The 20,751-nt window shown below is 71.1% G+C and carries 21 protein-coding genes; 16 read left to right on the forward strand and 5 right to left on the reverse strand.

All coding sequences use genetic code 11. From position 1 onward, the window contains the following. Positions 1 to 50 precede the first annotated feature (50 nt). Positions 51 to 1,010: a GNAT family N-acetyltransferase gene (locus MFF64_RS20355; protein WP_238192229.1), complete on the forward strand. Its 960-nt coding sequence runs from the start codon at positions 51 to 53 to the stop codon at positions 1,008 to 1,010. 21 nt (positions 1,011 to 1,031) lie between these two features. Here MFF64_RS20355 and MFF64_RS20360 read toward each other — a convergent pair whose 3' ends face one another. The 5 genes from MFF64_RS20360 to MFF64_RS20380 form a co-directional block, all read right to left on the reverse strand. After that, positions 1,032 to 1,361 carry an HPr family phosphocarrier protein gene (locus tag MFF64_RS20360; protein WP_099904387.1) on the reverse strand — a complete coding sequence of 110 codons (330 nt, stop codon included), beginning with the start codon at positions 1,359 to 1,361 and terminating at the stop codon, positions 1,032 to 1,034. 210 nt (positions 1,362 to 1,571) lie between these two features. Continuing rightward, positions 1,572 to 1,973 carry a PTS sugar transporter subunit IIA gene (locus MFF64_RS20365; protein WP_048432106.1) on the reverse strand — a complete coding sequence of 134 codons (402 nt, stop codon included), beginning with the start codon at positions 1,971 to 1,973 and terminating at the stop codon, positions 1,572 to 1,574. An 88-nt stretch (positions 1,974 to 2,061) separates the two neighbouring features. Continuing rightward, the gene (locus MFF64_RS20370) at positions 2,062 to 2,511 is read right to left on the reverse strand and encodes an HPr kinase/phosphorylase (protein WP_099904389.1); all 450 of its coding nucleotides are present in this window, start codon (positions 2,509 to 2,511) and stop codon (positions 2,062 to 2,064) included. Between the two features lie 3 nt (positions 2,512 to 2,514). Further along, positions 2,515 to 4,215 (reverse strand): sensor histidine kinase, encoded by a 1,701-nt coding sequence (locus tag MFF64_RS20375; protein WP_238192293.1) that lies wholly within the window; start codon positions 4,213 to 4,215, stop codon positions 2,515 to 2,517. Positions 4,216 to 4,396: 181 nt separating this feature from the next. Continuing rightward, positions 4,397 to 5,113 (reverse strand): response regulator transcription factor, encoded by a 717-nt coding sequence (locus tag MFF64_RS20380; RefSeq protein WP_048430384.1) that lies wholly within the window; start codon positions 5,111 to 5,113, stop codon positions 4,397 to 4,399. 311 nt (positions 5,114 to 5,424) lie between these two features. Here MFF64_RS20380 and MFF64_RS20385 point away from each other — a divergent pair, with 311 nt between their 5' ends. From MFF64_RS20385 to MFF64_RS20455, 15 genes are all read left to right on the forward strand, one after another. After that, positions 5,425 to 6,192, forward strand: coding sequence for a HugZ family pyridoxamine 5'-phosphate oxidase (locus MFF64_RS20385; RefSeq protein WP_099901118.1), 768 nt, complete (start codon positions 5,425 to 5,427; stop codon positions 6,190 to 6,192). A 229-nt stretch (positions 6,193 to 6,421) separates the two neighbouring features. Continuing rightward, positions 6,422 to 8,032 carry a phosphoenolpyruvate carboxykinase gene (locus tag MFF64_RS20390; protein ID WP_238192233.1) on the forward strand — a complete coding sequence of 537 codons (1,611 nt, stop codon included), beginning with the start codon at positions 6,422 to 6,424 and terminating at the stop codon, positions 8,030 to 8,032. 92 nt (positions 8,033 to 8,124) lie between these two features. Further along, positions 8,125 to 9,210, forward strand: coding sequence for an NAD(P)/FAD-dependent oxidoreductase (locus tag MFF64_RS20395; RefSeq protein ID WP_099904251.1), 1,086 nt, complete (start codon positions 8,125 to 8,127; stop codon positions 9,208 to 9,210). A gap of 152 nt (positions 9,211 to 9,362) precedes the next feature. Further along, positions 9,363 to 11,168, forward strand: a complete 1,806-nt coding sequence (lepA, locus tag MFF64_RS20400) for a translation elongation factor 4 (protein ID WP_238192235.1) — start codon at positions 9,363 to 9,365, stop codon at positions 11,166 to 11,168. 90 nt (positions 11,169 to 11,258) lie between these two features. After that, a complete protein-coding gene (locus tag MFF64_RS20405) occupies positions 11,259 to 12,548 on the forward strand; it encodes a glutamate-5-semialdehyde dehydrogenase (protein ID WP_099906202.1) in 1,290 nt (429 codons plus the stop codon). 37 nt (positions 12,549 to 12,585) lie between these two features. Continuing rightward, positions 12,586 to 13,194: a nicotinate-nucleotide adenylyltransferase gene (locus tag MFF64_RS20410; protein ID WP_099906196.1), complete on the forward strand. Its 609-nt coding sequence runs from the start codon at positions 12,586 to 12,588 to the stop codon at positions 13,192 to 13,194. A 247-nt stretch (positions 13,195 to 13,441) separates the two neighbouring features. Then, complete coding sequence (gene rsfS / locus MFF64_RS20415) at positions 13,442 to 13,774, forward strand: ribosome silencing factor (RefSeq protein WP_099906200.1); 333 nt, start codon at positions 13,442 to 13,444, stop codon at positions 13,772 to 13,774. Positions 13,775 to 13,807: 33 nt separating this feature from the next. After that, a complete protein-coding gene (gene rlmH, locus MFF64_RS20420) occupies positions 13,808 to 14,296 on the forward strand; it encodes a 23S rRNA (pseudouridine(1915)-N(3))-methyltransferase RlmH (protein WP_099906194.1) in 489 nt (162 codons plus the stop codon). Beyond that, positions 14,293 to 15,618, forward strand: a complete 1,326-nt coding sequence (locus MFF64_RS20425; protein ID WP_207768201.1) for a murein hydrolase activator EnvC family protein — start codon at positions 14,293 to 14,295, stop codon at positions 15,616 to 15,618. The genes rlmH and MFF64_RS20425 overlap by 4 nt, the downstream gene beginning before the upstream one ends. Then, positions 15,618 to 16,946, forward strand: a complete 1,329-nt coding sequence (locus tag MFF64_RS20430) for a S41 family peptidase (protein ID WP_099906192.1) — start codon at positions 15,618 to 15,620, stop codon at positions 16,944 to 16,946. Before MFF64_RS20425 ends, MFF64_RS20430 begins: the two co-directional genes overlap by 1 nt. A gap of 136 nt (positions 16,947 to 17,082) precedes the next feature. After that, positions 17,083 to 18,282 (forward strand): divergent polysaccharide deacetylase family protein, encoded by a 1,200-nt coding sequence (locus tag MFF64_RS20435; RefSeq protein WP_238192237.1) that lies wholly within the window; start codon positions 17,083 to 17,085, stop codon positions 18,280 to 18,282. 76 nt (positions 18,283 to 18,358) lie between these two features. After that, positions 18,359 to 18,892 carry an RNA pyrophosphohydrolase gene (locus MFF64_RS20440; protein ID WP_238192239.1) on the forward strand — a complete coding sequence of 178 codons (534 nt, stop codon included), beginning with the start codon at positions 18,359 to 18,361 and terminating at the stop codon, positions 18,890 to 18,892. 34 nt (positions 18,893 to 18,926) lie between these two features. Next, complete coding sequence (locus tag MFF64_RS20445; protein WP_238192241.1) at positions 18,927 to 19,580, forward strand: DUF2939 domain-containing protein; 654 nt, start codon at positions 18,927 to 18,929, stop codon at positions 19,578 to 19,580. Positions 19,581 to 19,736: 156 nt separating this feature from the next. Continuing rightward, complete coding sequence (locus MFF64_RS20450; protein ID WP_099900687.1) at positions 19,737 to 20,171, forward strand: Hsp20 family protein; 435 nt, start codon at positions 19,737 to 19,739, stop codon at positions 20,169 to 20,171. Between the two features lie 90 nt (positions 20,172 to 20,261). Then, the gene (locus MFF64_RS20455; protein ID WP_238192243.1) at positions 20,262 to 20,519 is read left to right on the forward strand and encodes a BQ00720 family protein; all 258 of its coding nucleotides are present in this window, start codon (positions 20,262 to 20,264) and stop codon (positions 20,517 to 20,519) included. Positions 20,520 to 20,751: the final 232 nt, after the last annotated feature.

The following is a 20,751-nucleotide window of genomic DNA, read 5'->3' on the forward strand; positions in this document are numbered from 1 at the left end:
GGCCGCGCCCCTGTCCCGTTCCGGGACGGGTGACCCGGAACGAGGCTGCGATGAGCACTCCCTTCACGCTGATCGAGGGCGGGCTGGCCGGCGCGGTGACCCTGCGGGCGGAGCTGCGCCATCCCTCCTCGCTGCGCGAGCCCGAGGTGGAGGCCTGGCGCAGCCTGATGGCCCGGGCGCTCGAGCCGAGCGTCTACGCCGACCCCGACTTCACCCTGACGATGGCGCAGCACCTCGCCGACGGGCAGACCCTGGCCCTGCTGCTGGTCTGGCAGGATGGCCTGCGCACCCCGATCCTGCGCGGCGTGCTGCCGCTGCGGCTGCCGGCCCGGCAGGGCCTCGCCGGTCGCGCGCGGCTCTGGCGCCTGCCCCTCGCCGGCAGCGCCGAGGCGGCGGTCGATGCCGACCACGCAGCGGCGGTCCTGCGCGCCGCCCTCGACCACTTGCGCCGGTCGCCCTTACGCCTCGTCGACCTGCACTGGCCGGACCTGAGGCCCGATTCGGCGCTCGCGGTCGCCCTCGGCGAGGTCGCGGGCAGCACCGGGCGACGCCTCGCGGTGGCCGACCAGGCCGAACTGCCTGCGCCCGCCCCGGCGCCCCTGACCCTGCCGGCCGGGCGGACCTCGCTGGAGCGGGTGCGCGATCCGGTGCGCCTGCGCGACGCCGTCGAGCATTTCCTGGTGCTGGATGCGCGGCGCGGTCCCGACAGCCTGCTCGCCGATCCGGCGACCGCGACGGCCTTCCGGGTGGTGACCCGGCGCTTCGCCCGCCGGCGGCAGGCCTGGGTCGATCTGGTGCGGCGGGACGGGGAGGTGGTGGCGGCGGCCGTGCACCTCGCGACCGGGCGGCACGACACGATCTGGCGGCAGGCTGGTCTCTGCCTGGCGCAAGGCCCGGCCCCCGCGCCGGCGCCCCGCATCGAGGCCGTGGTGACGGTGGAGGCGGCAGGCGCCGCCCACCCGAAGCCGGAGCGGACGGGCCTGCGCCGCCTGATGCGCCTGCGGGCCTGAGGCCTTCAGCCCTGAAGGTCCCTACTCGTCCTCGCCGAAGCGGTTGGCGAGGAGGGCGGTGATCGCCTCCATGCACGAATCCTGGTCGGGCCCGAGCGCCGTGACCCGGATGCTGGTTCCTTGCGCGGCCCCGAGGGTGAGCAGGCCCATGATCGAGCGCCCGCCCACCGTCTCGCCGCCCCGGCTGACCGTGACCTCGGAGCCGAATTTTTCCACCGTCTGGACGAACTTGGCGGAGGCCCGGGCGTGCAGGCCGCGGCGGTTGATGATCGGCAGGTCGCGGGCGCTGGCGCCCTCGGGAACCGGCGGCAACTCGCCGTCCTCGTCGTCTGTGTCGGCAAAGGGCGTCATTCGTTGGGGTACCTGCTCGGATCCGGTTCAGACCGCGCGCGCGGTCGTCCGGCTCTCTCGCGTATCGTCGGGAATCGGCCGTTACGGTAACCGGGCGTCCGCAGAAAGCTAGAGCGGACGGCGCGAGAATCGAGGTGGGACGCGAGGGCGCGACCACTCGCCCGGCCTGCCTGGCGGACCCGCTTGCTCGCCGGACCTGCCTAGCCGGACCTACTTGCCGGCGAGGACCCGCGAGGCGACGTTGATGTACTTGCGCCCCGCCTCCTGGGCGTGGAGCACCGCCTCGCCCAGGGATTCCTCGTCGCGCACGCTGGCGAGCTTGATCAGCATCGGCAGGTTGATGCCGGCGACCACCTCGACCGAGCCGCCATTCATGCAGGAGAGCGCGAGGTTCGAGGGCGTGCCGCCGAACATGTCGGTCAGCACCACGACGCCGTCGCCGGAATTCACCCGGCACACCGCCGACATGATGTCCTTGCGACGGACCTCCATGTCATCCTCGGGGCCGATGGTGATCGTCTCGAGCTGCTCCTGCGGCCCCACGACGTGCTCCAGCGCGGCTTTGAATTCCGTCGCGAGCAGACCGTGGGTGACGAGCACCATTCCAATCATCGACACGAGTTCCGACGCCCCGTTGGAGCCGAGCCGCCATTTTGTGCAGCGCAAAGGCGAGCGCAAGAGCAATGCGGCGAAATCCGCATCAATCGGTCATCATCATGACACGGAGGCGGCGCCAACGCCACAACACCGTTGTGGCCCGGCCGGGATCCGGCGACAGGACCATTCTCGGCAGCGCCACTCCCTGGAGAAGGATCGTCCCCGTCCCCGCCTCGGGCATCCGCGGGACGGCCTCGGCGAGGTCGACGACCAGGCGCAGGATCGCGGAAGATACCGTGGCGTCAACGGGTTGCAGGCCGAGGCCGCGGATCTCCAGGAGCCCGGCGAGGGCCGGGTGCGGGGCGGCGACGAGGCGCCCATGCCGCTGCGTCAGGGTCACGCGGTCGTCGCCGACCAGCGCCGCGAAGAGGCCCGAGATAGCGCCGAGCCGCAGCAGGTCACGTACCAGTGTCGATTTGCCGCTCCCCGACGGGCCGCGAATCAGGATCCCGTCCTCGCCCAGCACGACGCAGCTGGCGTGAACGGCACCCACGGACTAGCGGCTCTGGGCCGGGATGCGGACGATGAAGCGGGCCCCCAGGACCGCAGGCTCGCCGTCCTCGCCGAGCGGCCCCAGGCGGTTCTCGGCCCGGATCGTGCCGCGATGGGCCTGGACGATCTGGCGCGAGATCGAGAGGCCCAGCCCCGAATTCTGCCCGAAGCCCTGCTCCGGACGGTCGGTGTAGAAGCGCTCGAAGATCCGCTCCAGGGCGTGCGGCGGGATGCCCGGCCCGTCATCCTCGACGGTCAGCTCGACGGCGTTGCGCCGGCGCCGCAGTGCCACCCGCACGCTGGCCCCTTTCGGCGAGAACGAGCGGGCATTGTCGAGCAGGTTGTTGACCACCTGGCCGAGCCGACTGTCGTGACCGAGGATCGCGAACGGGTCCTCGATGCCCGCCGGCGCCGGCTCGACCGCGAGGTCGATGGCGGCGTCGCCCCGGCGCCGGCGCTCGTTGGCGACCGACACCACGGTGGTGATGAGCTTCCTGAGGTCGACCCGGCCCGCCTCGGCCCGGGCGAGCTCGGCGTCGAGGCGCGAGGCGTCGGCGATGTCGCTGATCAGCCGGTCGAGGCGCTTCACGTCGTGCTGGATCACCTGCATCAGCCGGCCGCGCGACTCGTCGGTCTTGGCGAGCGGCAGGGTCTCGACGGCGCTGCGCAGCGAGGTGAGCGGGTTCTTGAGTTCGTGCGAGACGTCCGCGGCGAAATTCTCGATCGCGTCGAGGCGGCGGTAGAGCGCCTGGGTCATGTCCCGGAGTGCGCCCGAGAGGTGGCCGATCTCGTCGGTGCGCCGCGTGAAGTCGGGGATCTCCTGGCGCGACTTGATGCCCGTGCGCACCCGCTCGGCGGCCTCCGCCAGGCGCCCGACCGGGCCGACGATCTGGCCGGCGACCAGCATCGACAGCACCACCATCACCAGGGCCGCGATGATGAACACCTGCAACAGCGAGAACCGCTCCGCCGCGATGATCTTGTCGATGTCGCCTTCCTGGGTCGAGAGCAGCAGGGCGCCGCGGACGGTGCGGCCGCGCTGGATCGGCACCGCCACCGACACGATGGTCTCGCCCGGGCCGTTGCGGCGCACCAGCGTGCCGCGGGCGCCGGCCAGCGCCCGCTGCACCTCCGGCAGGGTGCGCCCGTCGGCCGGGCCCGGCTCGTCCGCCGAGGAGGGTCGGCCGAGGCCCGGCACATGTGTCCGCACGGCGTTCCAGGCCTGCTCGATCAGGCTCGGGCTGTCCTTGCGCGCCGGGGGCGGGTCGCGGCTGAGGTCGCCGCGGATGTAGAGGCCGCGCGAGTCGATCAGCATCGTTCCGTCGCGGTCGTAGACCCGGGCGCGGGTGCCGGTCGGCGTGATGAGGCGGCGCAGGAGCGGGGCCACGCGCTCCGGGTTGAGGGAGAATTCGAGGCCGGACGGAGTCTCGTCGCTGAAGGCCCCGCCCTCGCCGGCCTGGAGCTGGAGCAGGCGGTCGGGGTCGATGGTGATCGCGTCGGTATCGACGGTCGCCGAGGCCGCGATGGCGCCGGCGATGATGTCGCCCTGCGTCAGGAGACTCTGCACCCGGGCCTCGATCAGGCCCTGGCGGAACTGGTTGAGGTAGAGGAAGCCCAGCAGCAGCGCGATCAGCCCGGCGAGGTTCAGGACCACGATGCGCCGGGTCAGGCTCGAGGCGAAGCGCTGCGCGATCCAGCGCCGCACCGTCCGCGGGCCGAACGGCTCGCGCGCGGCCTCCGCGTCCGGGTCGATCTCGCTCGACGGTTTCAGGGCCGAGGCGCCGAGGAAGCGGCCTCTGGCCAAACCCGTGTTGGCAAGCAGGCGGCGCACGGCGCCGAGAGCCGATCCGTCGCTCACGCGGGCAAATCTCTGATGGTCAAGCGTCTCACATTTCCTTGAAGCGGTAGCCGACGCCGTACAGCGTCTCGATCATGTCGAAGCTGTTGTCGGTCACCTTGAACTTCTTGCGCAGGCGCTTGATGTGGCTGTCGATGGTGCGGTCGTCGACGTAGACCTGGTCGTCGTAGGCCGCATCCATCAGGGCGTTGCGGCTCTTCACGACGCCGGGGCGCTGGGCCAGGGCCTGCAGGATCAGGAACTCGGTCACGGTCAGCGTCACCGGCTCGCCCTTCCAGGTGCAGGTGTGGCGCTCCGGGTCCATCATCAGCTGGCCGCGCTCCAGCGAGCGGGCGGCGGCGGCCTCCGCCTCGCGGGCCGAGGCGCCCGGCCCCGCCTCCTTGGCGGCGAAGCGGCGCAACACTGCCTTCACCCGCTCGACCAGCAGGCGTTGCGAGAACGGCTTCCGGATGAAGTCGTCGGCGCCCATCTTGAGGCCGAACAGCTCGTCGATCTCCTCGTCCTTCGAGGTGAGGAAGATCACCGGGAGGTCGGATTTCTGGCGCAGGCGGCGCAGAAGCTCCATCCCGTCCATGCGCGGCATCTTGATGTCGAAGATCGCGAGGTCGGGCGGCGAGTGCTTCAGGCCGTCGAGGGCCGAGGCGCCGTCGGTGTAGGTCTGGATCCGGTAGCCCTCGGTCTCCAGGGCGATCGACACGGAGGTCAGGATGTTGCGGTCGTCATCGACGAGGGCGATGGTCGGCATGGGCATTCCCTGGGGCGCGGGCGTCGCCCGCAGGACATACCGGCCCTGCTGAACGTCACCCGACTGAAACCGGTTCCGGACCCGGCAGATCTTGCGTGCCGCGGTCCCGTCTCCAAAAAGGCTGGACAGTGGCCACGACGCCACGATTCGGACTCCCTTAAGACCATCCCGCCGAAAAAGCGAGCACCCGTGGCGAAGTGGCCACAGGCGGAGCGGGTCCGGGTTCGCGAGCCGCGGCGTCGCGCGGCCTGGACGGGCCTGCGCGCCGGCGTCAAGTTAGGGCGCATCGTGCGCCAGGCGAGGGAGGATGTATGGCCGAGGCAGGGGAGAAGCAGGCTGCGCCGCTGCCGGCCGCCGAGGCGCCGTTCGACGCCGTCGGCCTCGCCAAGGCGCTCCTGCGAAAAGTCCGCTCGGGCGCCCTCGCGACCCTGGAGCGGGAGGGTGGCGCTCCGTTCGCGTCGCTCGTCACCGTGGCGACGGATGTCGACGGAACGCCGCTGCTGCTGCTCTCGCGCCTCTCGGCCCACACCCTCAACCTGGAGGCCGATCCGCGCTGCTCGATCCTGCTCAGCCAGGGCGGCAAGGGCGATCCGCTGGCCCATCCGCGCCTGACCGTGACGGGGAGCGCGGAGCGCAGCGCGGAGCCGCGGCTGCGGGCACGCTTCCTCGCCCGCCATCCGAAGGCCGCGCTCTACGCCGACTTCCCGGACTTCGCGTTCTTCCGGCTCGAGATCCGGGCCGGGCACCTCAATGGCGGCTTTGCCAAGGCGGCGACGCTGACGGCCCAGGAGCTCCGCACCGATCTCTCCGGGCTCGAGGCGCTCGCCGAATCCGAGCCCGGCGCCGTCGCCCACATGAACGAGGACCATGCCGACGCCGTCGCGCTCTACGCCACGCGGCTCGCCGGCGAGGAGCCCGGGCCCTGGCGCCTGACCGGGTTCGATCCGGACGGGCTCGACCTGATGGCCGGCGAGCGCACCGCCCGCGTCGCGTTCCCGGAGCGGCTGGCCAGTCCCGCCGCCTTGCGCCCCGCCCTGGTGGCGATGGCCGCGCAGGCGCGTGCCGTCCCCAGCTCATGACACAAAGTCGAGCGTGTCAGGGGCGTCACGGGCGAATTCGATTGAACCGTGAAGGTTCGCCACCTACTAAAGCAGCCCACCGAGGCCCGTTGATCGGCCTCGGCGCGGGGGCGCGCGACCTGCTAGGACAGGCACGGTCGCCGCGCCGGACGCGAGGGTTAAGTCATTCGGCCCGACCCGGACCGGCAGACGGCCGGGGTTTCCACGGTCGGCGCCAGGAGGAACAGGCGTGAACGACATCGGCGTATTCAACGAGGCGTTCGGCGCCGACAAGATCGGCTTCCGCAACCTCAAGCGCGTCAACTGGAACCTTGAGGCGCCGAGCCTCTACGAGCACGCGCTGCAGCGCGGCGAGGCCCAGCTCGCCGCCGGCGGCGCCCTGGTGGCCGAGACCGGTATCCATACCGGCCGCTCGCCCAAGGACAAGTTCGTGGTCCGCGACGCCGACACCGAGAACGAGGTGTGGTGGGAGAACAACGGCGGCATCACGCGGCCCCAGTTCGAGACCCTGCTGGAGGATTTCCTGGCCCATGCCGAGGGTCGTGAGCTGTTCGCGCAGGATCTCGTCGGCGGCGCCGAGGTCGGTCACCGGGTCCGTACCCGGGTCTTCACCGAGTATGCCTGGCACTCGCTGTTCATCCGCAACCTGCTGATCCGCCCGGAGCGCGAGACCCTCGCCGGCTTCGAGCCGGAGCTGACCATCATCGACCTGCCGAGCTTCCGCGCCGACCCGGCCCGGCACGGCTGCCGCACCGAGACCGTCATCGCGGTCGATTTCTCGCGCAAGATCGTACTGATCGGCGGCACGTCCTATGCCGGCGAGATGAAGAAATCGGTCTTCACCTACCTGAACTACGTGCTGCCGAAGGCCGGCGTCATGCCGATGCACTGCTCGGCCAACGTCGGCCACGAGGGTGACTCGGCGCTGTTCTTCGGCCTGTCCGGCACCGGCAAGACCACCCTGTCCTCCGACCCCAACCGCGTGCTGCTCGGCGACGACGAGCACGGCTGGAGCCCGAAGGGCATCTTCAACTTCGAGGGCGGCTGCTACGCCAAGACCATCCGCCTGTCGCGGGAGGCCGAGCCCGAGATCTACTCCACCACCGAGCGCTTCGGCACCGTGATGGAGAACGTCGTCATCGATCCGGTCACCCGTCAGCCCGACTTCGACGACGCCTCGCGCACCGAGAACACCCGCTGCGCCTACCCGCTGCCCTTCATCAGCAACTCGAGCGCCACGGGCCAGGCCGGGCACCCGAAGAACATCGTCATGCTGACCTGCGACGCCTTCGGGGTGCTGCCCCCGATCGCCAAGCTGACCGGCGCCGAGGCGATGTACCACTTCCTCTCGGGCTACACCGCCAAGGTGGCCGGCACCGAGAAGGGGCTGAAGGGCCCGGAGGCGACCTTCTCGACCTGCTTCGGCGCGCCGTTCATGCCACGGCACCCCTCGGTCTACGGCAACCTGCTGCGCGACCTGATCGCCCGCCACCACGTCGATTGCTGGCTCGTCAACACCGGCTGGACCGGCGGCGGCGTCGGTGTCGGCCGCCGCATGCCGATCCGGGTCACCCGCCGGTTGCTGACCGCGGCCCTCGACGGCTCCCTCGCCAAGGCGGATTTCCGCCGCGACCCGTATTTCGGCTTCGCGGTGCCGACCTCGGTGCCGGGCGTCGAGCCGCACATCCTGTACCCGGTCAAGACCTGGCAGGACAAGGCGGCCTTCGCCGAGACGGCCAAGAGCCTGGTCGAGATGTTCCAGAACAACTTCAAGCGCTTCGAGGCCCATGTCGACGCCGACGTGCGCGCCGCCGAGCCGACCATGTCGATCGCGGCGTGATCGCCGGCGTTCGGTGATCCTGAGGGCCCCTCTCCCCGGAGAGGGGCCTTTTTTGTTGTAGTGTCAGAACGAAGAATCAGGAGGAGCGGCCGATGATGGTGCTCGTCGTCGGTGCCGGCGTGGTCGGCCTCGCGATCGGTCGGGAACTGGCTCTGCGTGGCCACGAGGTGATCGTCGCCGAGGCGGAGGGCGGCATCGGGACCGGCGTGTCCTCGCGCAATTCCGAGGTGATCCATGCCGGGATGTACTATCCGACGGGCTCAGCCCGGGCTCGCCACTGCGTCGAGGGCAGGCGCCGGCTCTACGCCTTCTGCCAGAGCCACGGGGTGCCCCACGCCAAGATCGGCAAGCTGATCGTCGCGGCGACCGAGCCGGAGGGCGCCAAGATCGCGGCGATCCACGCGCAAGGCGTCGAGAACGGCGTCGAGGGCCTGTCGCTCCTCGATGGGACGCAGGCCCGGCGCCTCGAGCCGAACCTGACCTGCAACGCGGCGCTCCTCTCGACCGAGACCGGCATCGTCGACAGCCACGCTCTGATGCTGGCGCTCCAGGGCGACATCGAGGAGGCAGGGGGCGCCCTCGCCTTCAACACCCCGATCACCCGCCTGACCCGCTCGCCCGAGGGGTGGGTCGCGCGCTTCGGCGACGACGAGATCACGGTCGATGCCGTGGTGAACGCCGCGAGCTTCGGCGCGCAGACGCTCGCCCGGGCGACCGAGGGCTACCCGGAGACCCGCGTGCCGCGCCTGGTTCTGGCCAAGGGCAACTATTTCGGCTGCATCGGCCGGCCGGCCTTCTCGCGGCTGATCTACCCGGCCCCGGTCGAGGGGGGGCTCGGCATCCATCTGACCCTCGACCTCGCCGGGCGGATGCGCTTCGGCCCCGACGTCGAGTGGATCGACGTACCCGATTACGAGGTCGATCCCGGCCGCGGCGCCCTGTTCTACGCCGCGATCCGCCGCTACTGGCCCGGGCTCCCCGACGGGGCGCTGGTGCCCGACTATGCCGGCATCCGCCCGAAACTGTCCGGCCCGAGGGAGGGGGCCGCGGACTTTCTCATCGACGGGCCGGCGGAGCATGGCCTGCCGGGCCTCGTCCACCTGTTCGGCATCGAGAGCCCGGGGCTGACGTCGAGCCTGTCGCTGGCTGAGGACGTGGCGGACCGGCTGGGGGCGTGACGAAGCCGGGCCCGGCCCGCAATCGAGGGGATCCGCGGCCGGCAGCCGCCTTGTTGCCGGCCTGGCCCGCTGCTATCTCGCGGCTTCAGATATCCGAGAACCCCCGTGCGCCGCGTCCCCTGCTGCGCCTGCGCGCCGGAGACAGCCCCACGATGACCGCGTCCCCCATCGACAACATCCGCAACTTCTCGATCGTCGCCCATATCGACCACGGCAAGTCGACGCTCGCCGACCGGCTGATCCAGATCACCGGTGCGGTGGCGGCGCGCGACATGAGCGAGCAGATGCTCGACTCGATGGACATCGAGAAGGAGCGCGGCATCACCATCAAGGCGCAGACCGTGCGCCTGGAATACAAGGCGCAGGACGGGCGCGACTACGTCCTCAACCTGATGGACACTCCCGGCCACGTCGATTTCGCCTACGAGGTGTCGCGCTCGCTCGCCGCCTGCGAGGGCTCGCTGCTCGTCGTCGACGCCTCCCAGGGCGTCGAGGCGCAGACGCTGGCCAACGTCTACCAGGCGCTGGACGCCAACCACGAGATCGTCCCGGTCCTCAACAAGATCGACCTGCCGGCGGCCGAGCCCGACCGGGTCAAGGAGCAGATCGAGGAGGTGATCGGCATCGACGCCAAGGACGCGGTGCCGATCTCGGCCAAGACCGGTCTCAACATCGAGGCGGTGCTGGAGGCGATCGTCACCCGCCTGCCGCCGCCGAAGGGCGACCGAACCGCGCCGCTCAAGGCGCTGCTGGTCGATTCCTGGTACGACGTCTATCTCGGTGTCGTGGTGCTGGTGCGCATCGTCGACGGCGTGCTCAAGAAGGGCATGACGATCCGCATGATGGGCGCGGACGCGGCCTACGGCGTCGAGCGCCTCGGCGTGTTCCGGCCGAAGATGCAGGACGTCTCCGAGCTCGGGCCGGGCGAGGTCGGCTTCTTCACCGGCTCGATCAAGGAGGTGGCCGATACCCGCGTCGGCGACACCATCACCGAGGACAAGCGCCGGACCAAGGAGGCGATGTCCGGCTTCAAGCCGGTGCAGCCGGTGGTGTTCTGCGGCCTGTTCCCGGTCGACGCCGCGGACTTCGAGTCCTTGCGCGGCGCGATGGGCAAGCTCCGGCTCAACGACGCCTCGTTCTCCTACGAGATGGAGACGTCCGCCGCGCTCGGCTTCGGCTTCCGGTGCGGCTTCCTGGGGCTCCTCCACCTCGAGATCATCCAGGAGCGGCTCGAGCGCGAGTTCAACCTCGACCTGATCTCGACCGCGCCGAGCGTGGTCTATCACCTCAACATGCAGGATGGGGAGCAGCGCGAGCTGCACAACCCGGCCGACATGCCCGACGTGATGAAGATCGAATCGATCGAGGAGCCGTGGATCCGCGCCACCATCATGACGCCCGACGAGTATCTCGGCGGCGTCCTGAAGCTGTGCCAGGACCGGCGCGGCACCCAGATCGACCTCAACTACGTCGGTAAGCGCGCAATGGTCGTATACGACCTGCCGCTCAATGAGGTCGTGTTCGATTTCTACGACCGGCTGAAGTCGATCTCGAAGGGCTACGCCTCGTTCGACTACCACATCTCGGATTACCGCGAGGGCGACCTCGTGAAGATGTCGATCCTGGTGAATGCCGAGCCGGTTGACGCGCTGTCGATGCTGGTCCACCGCACCCGCGCCGAGCATCGCGGCCGGGCGATGTGCGAGAAGCTGAAGGACCTGATTCCGCGCCACCTGTTCCAGATCCCGGTCCAGGCGGCGATCGGCGGCAAGATCATCGCCCGCGAGACCATCCGGGCCCTGTCGAAGGACGTCACCGCCAAGTGCTACGGCGGCGACATCTCCCGCAAGCGCAAGCTCCTCGACAAGCAGAAGGAGGGCAAGAAGCGCATGCGCCAGTTCGGCAAGGTCGAGATCCCGCAGGAGGCGTTCATCGCCGCCCTCAAGATGGATTCCTGACGCCGCTTGCCGCTCTCAGGCGCGGCGTGCGATGAGGGGACCCCGCAAGACGATGAGCCGCCGCAACGCGGCGGCCGGGATGTGACGACCGTGTCCGTGCTGAGCCTGAAGCCCCGCCAAGAAGACGTCGACGCGCTGATGCGCGAGATCGGCCGGCGCGCCCGCGCCGCCGCCCGTCGGATGGCGCTGGTCCCAGGCCCGGCCAAGGACGCCGCCCTGCGCGAGGCCGCGTCCTCGCTGCGGGCTGCGAGCGCGGCGATTCTGGCGGCGAACGCCGCCGACCTCGACGAGGGCAGGGCCAAGGGCCTGTCCGCCGCCAGCCTCGACCGCCTGGCGCTCAGCCCCGCCCGGATCGACGCGATCGCCGAAGCCCTGGAGAGCATTGCCGGCCTGCCGGATCCCGTCGGGCGCACGCTCGCTACCTACGAGCGGCCGAACGGCCTGACGATCGAGCGGGTGGCGACGCCGCTCGGCGTCGTCGGGGTGATCTTCGAGAGCCGCCCCAACGTGACGGCGGATGCCGGCGCGCTCTGCCTCAAGGCCGGCAACGCCGCGATCCTGCGTGCCGGCTCGGAGAGCCACCGCAGCGCCACCGCCATCGCGAGCGCGATGACCGAGGGGTTGACCCGCCACGGCGTGCCGGCGGACGCGATCCAGCTCGTCCCGACCCGCGACCGCGCGGCGGTCGGCGCCATGCTCGGCGGCCTCGACGGCGCCATCGACGTGATCGTGCCCCGCGGCGGCAAGGGCCTGGTGGCCCGGGTGCAGCACGAGGCGCGGGTGCCGGTCTTCGCCCATCTGGAGGGGATCTGCCATGTCTTCGTGCATGCGGGCGCCGACCTCGCCATGGCCCGCAGCATCGTGCGCAACAGCAAGATGCGCCGCACCGGCATCTGCGGCGCCGCCGAGACCCTGCTGGTCGACCGCGCCTGCGCCGGCACCCACCTCGCCCCGCTGGTGACCGACCTCATCGAGGCCGGATGCGCCGTGCGCGGTGACGCGGCGACCCAGGCGGTCGATCCCCGGGTGACGCCGGCGACCGAGGAGGATTGGCGCACCGAGTATCTCGACGCGGTCATCTCCGTCAGGGTCGTCGACGGGCTGGACGCCGCGATCGACCACATCGAATCGTACGGCTCGCATCACACCGATTCGATCCTGACCGAGGACCGGGCAGCGGCCGAGCGCTTCCTGGCCGAGGTCGATTCGGCGATCGTCGTCCACAACGCCTCGACGCAATTCGCCGATGGCGGCGAGTTCGGCTTCGGCGCCGAGATCGGCATCGCCACCGGGCGGATGCATGCCCGCGGCCCGGTCGGCGTCGAGCAGCTCACCACTTTCAACTACCGGGTCCGCGGCACCGGGCAGATCCGCCCGTGACGGCCTGAGACGGGGGACGGCAGGGTCGGATGCACCCGTGATCGTGCGCCTGCCGCCCCTCGCGCCGGGCTTGCGGGTCGGCCTCTATGGCGGCTCGTTCAACCCGGCCCATGCCGGCCACCGGCACGTCAGCCGGCTGGCCCTGCGCCGCCTCGCCCTCGACCGGGTCTGGTGGCTGGTGAGCCCCGGCAACCCGCTGAAGGACCGCAGCCACCTGCCCGACGCCGCCTCCCGCGCCGAGGGCGCCCGGGCGGTGGCGCGCGATCCCCGGATCGCCGTCACCGACTTCGAGGCAGCTCTGGAAGTCCGCTACACCGTCGAGACCCTGTCCTGGCTGACGGACCGCCACCCGGAGATCCGCTTCGTCTGGATCATGGGCGCCGACAGCCTGGCGAGCTTCCACCGCTGGCGCGGCTGGCGCGAGATCGCCGCCCGGATGCCCTTCGCGGTGATCGACCGGCCGGGCTATACCCTGCGGGCGATGGCCTCCCCGGCCGCACGGGCGCTCGCCGCCTCCCGCATCGACGAGCCCGCGGCGGCGACCCTGGCCGATCGGCGACCGCCGGCCTGGGTCTTCCTGCACGGGCCGCGCAACAGCCTGTCCTCGACGGCGCTCCGCGCCGTCACGATCCGATCTGCATCCTGATCGCCTTCGATTGGCCGGATTCGCGCGCGTCCAGCTTGAAAATCCGCCATTGGTTCGCCACTGTCTTCGGTCAATGGCATCGGCACCGCGCATGCCGCGGGCAACATCGTCTCGTGGCGCCACCGGGTGCCTTCATCGACAGGGGTCGGCACTGAACGACGCAATCTCTCACGAAGCTCAGGACAACGAGCTTCCCGTGCAGCCCGAGGCGCAGGAATCCCGGATCGACGCGCCCGAGGCCGCGGACATGAGGTCGGTTGCCCTCGCCTGCCTCGAGGACATGAAGGCCGAGGAGACCGTCGAGATCGATCTCGTCGGCAAGACCTCCATCGCCGACGCCATGATCATCACCTCCGGCCGCTCGCAGCGCCATGTCGGCTCGATCGCCGACAAGGTGATCCAGGAGTTCAAGACCCGCGGCTTCGGCAATCCCCGGGTCGAGGGTATGCCGGCCTGCGACTGGGTGCTGATCGACGCTGGCGACATCCTGGTCCACATCTTCCGGCCCGAGGTGCGGCACTTCTACAACCTCGAGAAGATCTGGGGCGCCGACCGGCCGGCCGACCGCCTCGCCGGCTGATCGCGCGACGCGCAGACGGACGGACACGCCGCCATGCGGCTCGCCCTCGTCGCGGTGGGTCGCCTCAAGCGCGGCCCCGAACGCGATCTCGCCGAGGAGTATCGCGGCCGCGCCGACGCGCTCGGGCGTAGCCTCGGCTTCTCCGCCGTGAACCTCACCGAGATCCCCGAGAGCCGAGCCCGGCGCGCGCCGGACCGCTGCGCCGAGGAGGCGGCCGCGATCCTGGCGGCGATTCCGCCGGGCGCCGCTGCGCTCGTACTCGACGAGGGGGGCAAGGCGGTGACGAGCCTCGGTTTCGCCGATCAGCTCGGCGCGTGGCGCGACGGCGGCCGGCCCGGTCTCGCCATCGTGATTGGCGGCGCCGACGGCCTCGATCCTAGTGTCAGGGCCAGGGCCGATCTCATTTTCGCCTTCGGCGCCGCCACCCTGCCGCACGGGCTCGTCCGGGTCCTGGCCCTCGAGCAGCTCTACCGGGCCATGACGATCCTCTCCGGCCACCCCTATCACCGCGGCGCCCCGTGACCCGAGCGCTCCTCTCCGCCATCCTGACCGCCACGGCCCTCGCCTGTGCCCTCCCGGCCGTTGCCCAGCCGGCGTCGGACCCGGCCGCCGACCCGGTGGCGAAGGCGCAGGCCGAGAAGGACCGGCGCGCGGAGAGCCTGCGGGCGATCGAGACCGCGCTTCAGGCCAGCACCGAGAGCCGCGCCAAGCTCGAGCGCGAGGTGGCCGAGATCAAGGGCGACGGCGCCCGGCTCAACCAGGCCCTGATCGACGCCGCCCGCAAGGCGCAGGAGGCGGAAGACCGCATCTCCGAGCTCGAGGCGCGTCTCCAGACCATGGCGGGCAGCGAGACGGCGCTCCGCCGCTCGCTGGAGGCCCGCCGCGGCGTCATCGCCGAGGTGCTGGCGGCGCTCCAGCGCATGGGAAGGCGGCCGCCGCCGGCGGTGCTGGTGCGGCCCGAGGACGTGCTCGCAGCGATCCGCACCTCGATGCTGCTCGGCGCCGTGGTGCCCGAGTTGCAGGGCGAGGCCGAGACCCTGGCCGGCGACCTCGCCGAGCTGGTGCGCCTGCGCGGCCTCATCGCCGCCGATCAGGAGACCCTGCGCGGCGACATCAAAGGCTGGGCCGCGGAGCGCCAGCGCCTCACCGCCCTGATCGCTGCCCGCCAGTCCCGCCTCGGCGAGGCCGAGAGCGGCCTGTCGGCGGAGCGCGAGCGCGCGACCGGCCTCGCCGGCCAGGCCCGCAGCCTCAAGGACCTGGTCGATCGCCTCGACGGCGACCTGGCGAATGCCCGCCGCGCCGCCGGCGCCGCCAAGGAGGCGGCCGAGGCCGAGACCCGCGAGACGCGCGAGCGCTTCGCGGCGGCGGCCCTGCGCGATCCCGCCCGGCTGGCGCCGAAGGTGCCCTTCGCCCAGGTGCGCGGCCTGGTGCCACGCCCGGTGAGTGGCGAGGTGGTGCGGACCTTCGGCAGCCCCGACGGGTCCGGGGGAACGAGCCGCGGCATATCGCTCATGACGCGCCCGCGGGGCGTCGTCTCCTCTCCGGCGGATGGCTGGGTGGCTTATGCCGGGGCGTTTCGCTCCTACGGTCGTCTCTTGATCATCAACGCGGGCGACGGCTACTATCTGCTCCTGGCGGGCATGGACCAGATCAACGTCGAGGTGGGTCAGTTCGTGCTCGCGGGGGAGCCGGTCGCCGTGATGGGAGACATGGGCTCCGCACCTTCGGCAGGAGCCGGCGGGCGGAACGATCCCGTCCTGTACGTCGAGTTCAAGAAAGACGGTGGCTCCATCGACCCGGATCCTTGGTGGGCCAAAGGGTCAAGCGAGAAGGTTCGCGGATAATGCGCAAAGTTTCCCTCGTCCTGTTCGGAGCCATGCTGGGCGCCGGGACGGCCACGGTGGCGACCCAGACCCACCTGCTCTCGAGCACGAGCGCCGTCGCCGCCTCGGCCGAGACCTACCGCCAGCTCAGCCTGTTCGGCGACGTGTTCGAGAAGATCCGTACCGACTACGTCGAGAAGCCCGACGAGGCGAAGCTGATCGAGGCGGCCGTCAACGGCATGCTGACCTCCCTCGACCCGCATTCGAGCTACATGGACGCCAAGAGCTTCCGTGACATGCAGGTCCAGACCAAGGGCGAGTTCGGCGGCCTCGGCATCGAGGTCACGATGGAGGACGGCCTGATCAAGGTCGTCACCCCGATCGACGACACGCCCGCGGCCCGGGCCGGCCTGCTCGCCAACGACATCATCACCCAGATCGACAACGATCAGGTCCAGGGCCTGACCCTCAACCAGGCCGTCGACAAGATGCGCGGCCCGGTCAACTCGCCGGTGAAGCTCAAGATCACCCGCAAGGAAGCCAAGGACCCGATCGAGGTCACGCTCAACCGCGACCTGATCCGGATCAAGCCCGTGCGCTCGCGCACCGAGGGCGGCGATATCGGCTACATCCGCCTGACCCAGTTCAACGAGCAGACCTATGACGGCCTGAAGGCCGCCGTCGACAAGCTCTCGACCGACCTGCCGGGCGACAAGCTCAAGGGCTTCATCATCGACCTGCGCAACAACCCGGGCGGCCTGCTCGACCAGGCGGTGATGGTCTCCGACGCCTTCCTCGACCGCGGCGAGATCGTCTCCACCCGCGGCCGCAACCCGGACGAGACGCAGCGCTTCTCGGCCAAGTCCGGCGACCTGACCAAGGGCAAGCCGATCGTCGTGCTGGTCAATGGCGGCTCGGCCTCGGCCTCCGAGATCGTCGCCGGCGCGCTCCAGGACCACAAGCGGGCGACCGTGCTCGGCACCCGCTCCTTCGGCAAGGGCTCGGTGCAGTCGATCATCCCGCTCGGCGGCAACGGCGCCCTGCGGCTCACCACCGCGCGCTACTACACCCCGTCGGGCCGCTCGATCCAGGCCAAGGGCATCGAGCCGGACCAGGAGGTGCTGCAGGACGTCCCCGACGAGCTGAAGGGCAAGGACGAGACCAAGGGCGAGGCCGGCCTGAAGGGCCACCTGAAGCAGAAGGACACCGAGGAGCGCGGCGGCTCATCGGCCTACGTCCCGCCGGACCCGGCCAAGGACAAGCAGCTGACCGCCGCGGTCGACTTCCTGCACGGCGTCCAGAAGGGCGCGGCCAACACCGCGAAGACCACCGTCCCGAATCCGAACTGATCGTGCGTCTCGCCGGGCGCCTCCCGCACCCGCTTTAACGCCGCGTTTACCACGAAGGCCCGCAATACCGGTTGAACGACCGGCGCTGCGGGCCTTCCGCTTTGTGGCAGCGACACGGTCGCGGGACCTCACGCCTGTGCCGCTCGCGTCCGACACCATCCTGACCCGTCCCCTCGGGCTGAGGGACGAGGCGACCGCCCGCGTCAAACACTGGCGCGCCGCCCTGCAACCCCGGCTGCTCGCCGCCATCGCCATCGCCTTCGGCGCGGGCGCCCTGGCGCTTGCCGCTTTCCTCGTCCTCGGCGACGACCCGCTCGCGGGAGAGCCCTACGCGATCGCCGCGATCGAGGTCCGGAGCCTGAGCGCGCCGGTGCCGGAACCGGCCGTTCCGGCCCGTCCCGATCCCGCGAGCCGCAGCGCCGGCGAGGTCGAGCGGGCCTCCGGCGTCGCGGTGAGCCGGCCGGACGGCACCAGCGCGCCGGATTCGGTGGTGATCCGGGTGCCGGGCAACGGCCCGATCCAGCTCAACCCTGCCCCCGACGCGCGGCTGAGCGAGCGTGGCCGCTACGGCGCGCTGCCGAAGATCGGCCCGGACGGCGCCCGGCCCCTCGACGTCTATGCCCGCCCCGAGGCCTCGGGGCTGGAGCGGGGCGGGGCGGTCGCCGGCCGCATCGCCCTCGTGGTGTCCGGCCTCGGCATCGGGCAGGCGGCGACGCAGGATGCGGTGCAGCGCCTGCCGCCGGCGATCACCCTGGCCTTCGCACCCTACGGCGCCGACGTCACCCGCAGCGCTGCCCGCGCCCGCGAGGCCGGGCACGAGGTGCTGGTGCAAGCGCCGATGGAGCCGTTCGACTATCCCGACAACGATCCCGGCCCCCAGACCTTGCTGGCGGCGGCCAAGCCCGGCGAGAACCTCGATCGCCTCGCCTTCGTGCTCGCCCGGGTGCCGGGCGCGGTGGGCGTGATGAACTTCATGGGCGCGCGCCTCACCGGCGAGGCCGCGGCCCTGGAGCCGGTCCTGCGCGAGATCGGCGGCCGCGGCCTCGGCTTCCTCGACGACGGCACCTCGCCGCGGTCGCTCGCCCGCGAGATCGCCCGCAAGGCCAAGGTGCCGGTGGCCCGGGCCGAGATCGTCGTCGACGCGGTCCCGCGCCCGGACGCCATCGACCGCGAGCTCGCCCGCCTGGAGGAGGCGGCGCGCAAGTCGGGTTTCGCGCTGGGCGCGGCGACCGCCCTGCCGCTCTCCATCGACCGCATCGCCCGCTGGTCGCGGGACCTCGAATCCCGCGGCATCCTCCTGGTCCCGGCGAGCCGGGCGCTGCGGTCCGGCTCCTGACGCATTCGCGTCGCTCGCGCGGCATTTTCCTCAAGGGTCCGGTCCCCTGCACGGGAAATTGCTCTAAGGTCGCTTCATGGCATCGCTTCACCGCCCCGAGGCTGCGCTGGCCAGCCTTCCCTACCGGCCTTGCGTCGGTATCGCCCTGTTCAACCGCGACGGGCTGGTCTTCGCCGGCCACCGGCGGCACGATTCAGGTGATCTCGGCGCCCATGCCTGGCAGATGCCGCAGGGCGGCATCGACGAGGGCGAGGCGCCGCGGGACGCCGCCCTGCGCGAGCTCTACGAGGAGACCAACGTCGCCCCGACCTCGGTGCGCCTGCTGGCCGAGGCGCCGGGCTGGTACTCCTACGACCTGCCGACCTTCGCGGCCGGCAAGCCCTGGAAGGGGCGCTTCCGTGGCCAGACCCAGAAATGGTTCGCCTTCGCCTTCGAGGGCGACGAGCGCGAGATCGACATCCTGCGGCCGGGCGGCGGCGCCCACAAGGCGGAGTTCGACGGCTGGCGCTGGGAGCCGCTGGCCCACCTCGCCGACCTGGTGATCCCGTTCAAGCGCCCGGTCTACGAGCAGGTGATCGCCGCCTTCGCCCACCTCGCGCGCCCGGCGTGACCGGCCTCGCACGCTTTCCCGCCGGCGAGCCCGCATGACGCGCTGGTGGCTCGCAGCCCTGGCGGTCCTGCTCCTGTGGATCGCCTACGGTGTCTCTCCCTACATCGCGCTCTACCGCCTGTCGCAGGCGGTGCAGGCGCATGACGCGGCGGCCGTAGCGCAACGGGTGAACTTCCGTACCCTGCGGCTGTCCCTGACCAAGCAGGCGCTCGCCGCGGCCGTCGACGGCATCGCCGCCCGCCGCGACCTGTCGCCCCGGGAGCGCACCATCCTGACCGAGGCGAGCGGGGCCCTGGCCGAGCCGCTGGTCGAGTCCCTCGTCACGCCCGAGACCCTGATCGATCTCCTCGACGACGGCTGGCCGGTGCGCGCCGGTCTCGCCCGCGAGAGCGCATCCGGCGACGGGACGCCCGCCAGTCGCGAGGGTCCGCGCGAGATCCCGAAAGCCAAGGACGGCCTCGGCCTGCACGCCTCGACGATCAGCCAGCTCTTCGCCCTGTTCCGCTCGGCCGAGCCGCGAGGCTTTCGCGGCATGGTGGTGAGCTATCCGCCCGACCGCCCGCTCGAGAACCGCTTCCGCCTCCGCCTGCGGCTACGGGGCTGGACCTGGCGTCTCGTCGATCTGGAACTGCCGAGCGCGCTGCGCCAGCGCATCAGCCAGCGTCTCACCGGGGCGATGCAGCGCTGAGCGCGCTCCGAAGCGCCGCGCTTCCCCTTGATGTGGGGCCCCGCGCCCCTCATATCCCGGCATGGGCCGGCGGAGTTGCGGTCGGCCCCGACGGGCGCTGCCGAGGCGGGCCCGGATCTGACCGAAGTGCCTCCGCAACAGGGCTTCGCCGACACCATGACGCGTCCCTCGCCGTTCGGGCATCCGTTCCTGCTGGGCTTCGACGAGATCGAGCAGGCGCTCGACCGCGTCGCCAAAGCCGCCAATGACGGCTACCCGCCCTATAACATCGAGCGCCTGCCCCGCACCGAGCAGGAGCCGGAGCGGCTGCGCATCACCCTGGCGGTGGCCGGCTTCACTCGCGACCAGCTCGACGTGACCCTCGAGGAGAGCCAGCTCATCGTCCGCGGCCGCCAGGCCGATGACAAGAGCCGGACCTTCCTGCACCGGGGCATCGCCGCCCGGCAGTTCCAGCGCGCCTTCCTGCTCGCCGACGGCATGGAGGTGCTGGGCGCCGATCTGTCGAACGGCCTGCTCTCGATCGACCTTGCCCGGCCGGAACCGGAGCGCATCGTGCGACGGATCGACATCGGGTCGCGCGACATCGTCTGACCGTCCCCATATCGTGTTCACCCCGGTCGGCGGGCCGCTTCGGGGCTCGGTCGATCCACCGTCCTGCTGCCTTTGAGAGGAGGGCGCATCATGTCCGACACCAATCTGAATCTTGACCTCGACCCCTCCGCGCTCGCGGCCCTCGGCGAGGGCCACGTGGCCTATGTCCGCGCCATGCGCTCGGAGGAGGTCAAGCGCCTCTTCCCCGAGGCCCCGGACCTCACTCCCGGCCTCGATCTGTTCGCCCTGCTCTCCGCGAGCGGCGCGCCGATCCTGCTGACCGACAGCCGGGATGCGGCCTTCGCCAATGCCTGGGCGCACGACCTGCAAGCATTGAGCGTGCATTGATCCAGCAGAGTTCCGGGACGCCGAGGCAGCGACGCGATCTCGGGCCTTCCCGGGATTGCCGCGACGGCTGACCCAGGTCGGATTGTTGCCATTGGCCCGGAGGTCGGTGATCTCCGACTTGCCGGGGTGGCGACGATGCGAGGCGATGTTCGCGGTCATTCCCTGTTGACCGGCATTATCACGCCGCGGCATTAAGCTAAGCCGAGCGAGCGGTCGTTCGCTTGTCAGTCTC

This window comes from Methylobacterium frigidaeris, from assembly GCF_022179185.1.
Lineage (GTDB): Bacteria > Pseudomonadota > Alphaproteobacteria > Rhizobiales > Beijerinckiaceae > Methylobacterium > Methylobacterium frigidaeris.

Bases quoted from the DNA above. Each gene is read 5' to 3' on its own strand.
- MFF64_RS20355 (WP_238192229.1), top strand. From the start codon at position 51: ATGAGCACTCCCTTCACGCTGATCGAGGGCGGGCTGGCCGGCGCGGTG.
- MFF64_RS20360 (WP_099904387.1), bottom strand. From the start codon at position 1,361: ATGACGCCCTTTGCCGACACAGACGACGAGGACGGCGAGTTGCCGCCG.
- MFF64_RS20365 (WP_048432106.1), bottom strand. From the start codon at position 1,973: ATGATTGGAATGGTGCTCGTCACCCACGGTCTGCTCGCGACGGAATTC.
- MFF64_RS20380 (WP_048430384.1), bottom strand. From the start codon at position 5,113: ATGCCGACCATCGCCCTCGTCGATGACGACCGCAACATCCTGACCTCC.
- MFF64_RS20385 (WP_099901118.1), top strand. From the start codon at position 5,425: ATGGCCGAGGCAGGGGAGAAGCAGGCTGCGCCGCTGCCGGCCGCCGAG.
- MFF64_RS20395 (WP_099904251.1), top strand. From the start codon at position 8,125: ATGATGGTGCTCGTCGTCGGTGCCGGCGTGGTCGGCCTCGCGATCGGT.
- lepA (WP_238192235.1), top strand. From the start codon at position 9,363: ATGACCGCGTCCCCCATCGACAACATCCGCAACTTCTCGATCGTCGCC.
- rsfS (WP_099906200.1), top strand. From the start codon at position 13,442: ATGAGGTCGGTTGCCCTCGCCTGCCTCGAGGACATGAAGGCCGAGGAG.
- rlmH (WP_099906194.1), top strand. From the start codon at position 13,808: ATGCGGCTCGCCCTCGTCGCGGTGGGTCGCCTCAAGCGCGGCCCCGAA.
- MFF64_RS20430 (WP_099906192.1), top strand. From the start codon at position 15,618: ATGCGCAAAGTTTCCCTCGTCCTGTTCGGAGCCATGCTGGGCGCCGGG.
- MFF64_RS20440 (WP_238192239.1), top strand. From the start codon at position 18,359: ATGGCATCGCTTCACCGCCCCGAGGCTGCGCTGGCCAGCCTTCCCTAC.
- MFF64_RS20445 (WP_238192241.1), top strand. From the start codon at position 18,927: ATGACGCGCTGGTGGCTCGCAGCCCTGGCGGTCCTGCTCCTGTGGATC.
- MFF64_RS20450 (WP_099900687.1), top strand. From the start codon at position 19,737: ATGACGCGTCCCTCGCCGTTCGGGCATCCGTTCCTGCTGGGCTTCGAC.
- MFF64_RS20455 (WP_238192243.1), top strand. From the start codon at position 20,262: ATGTCCGACACCAATCTGAATCTTGACCTCGACCCCTCCGCGCTCGCG.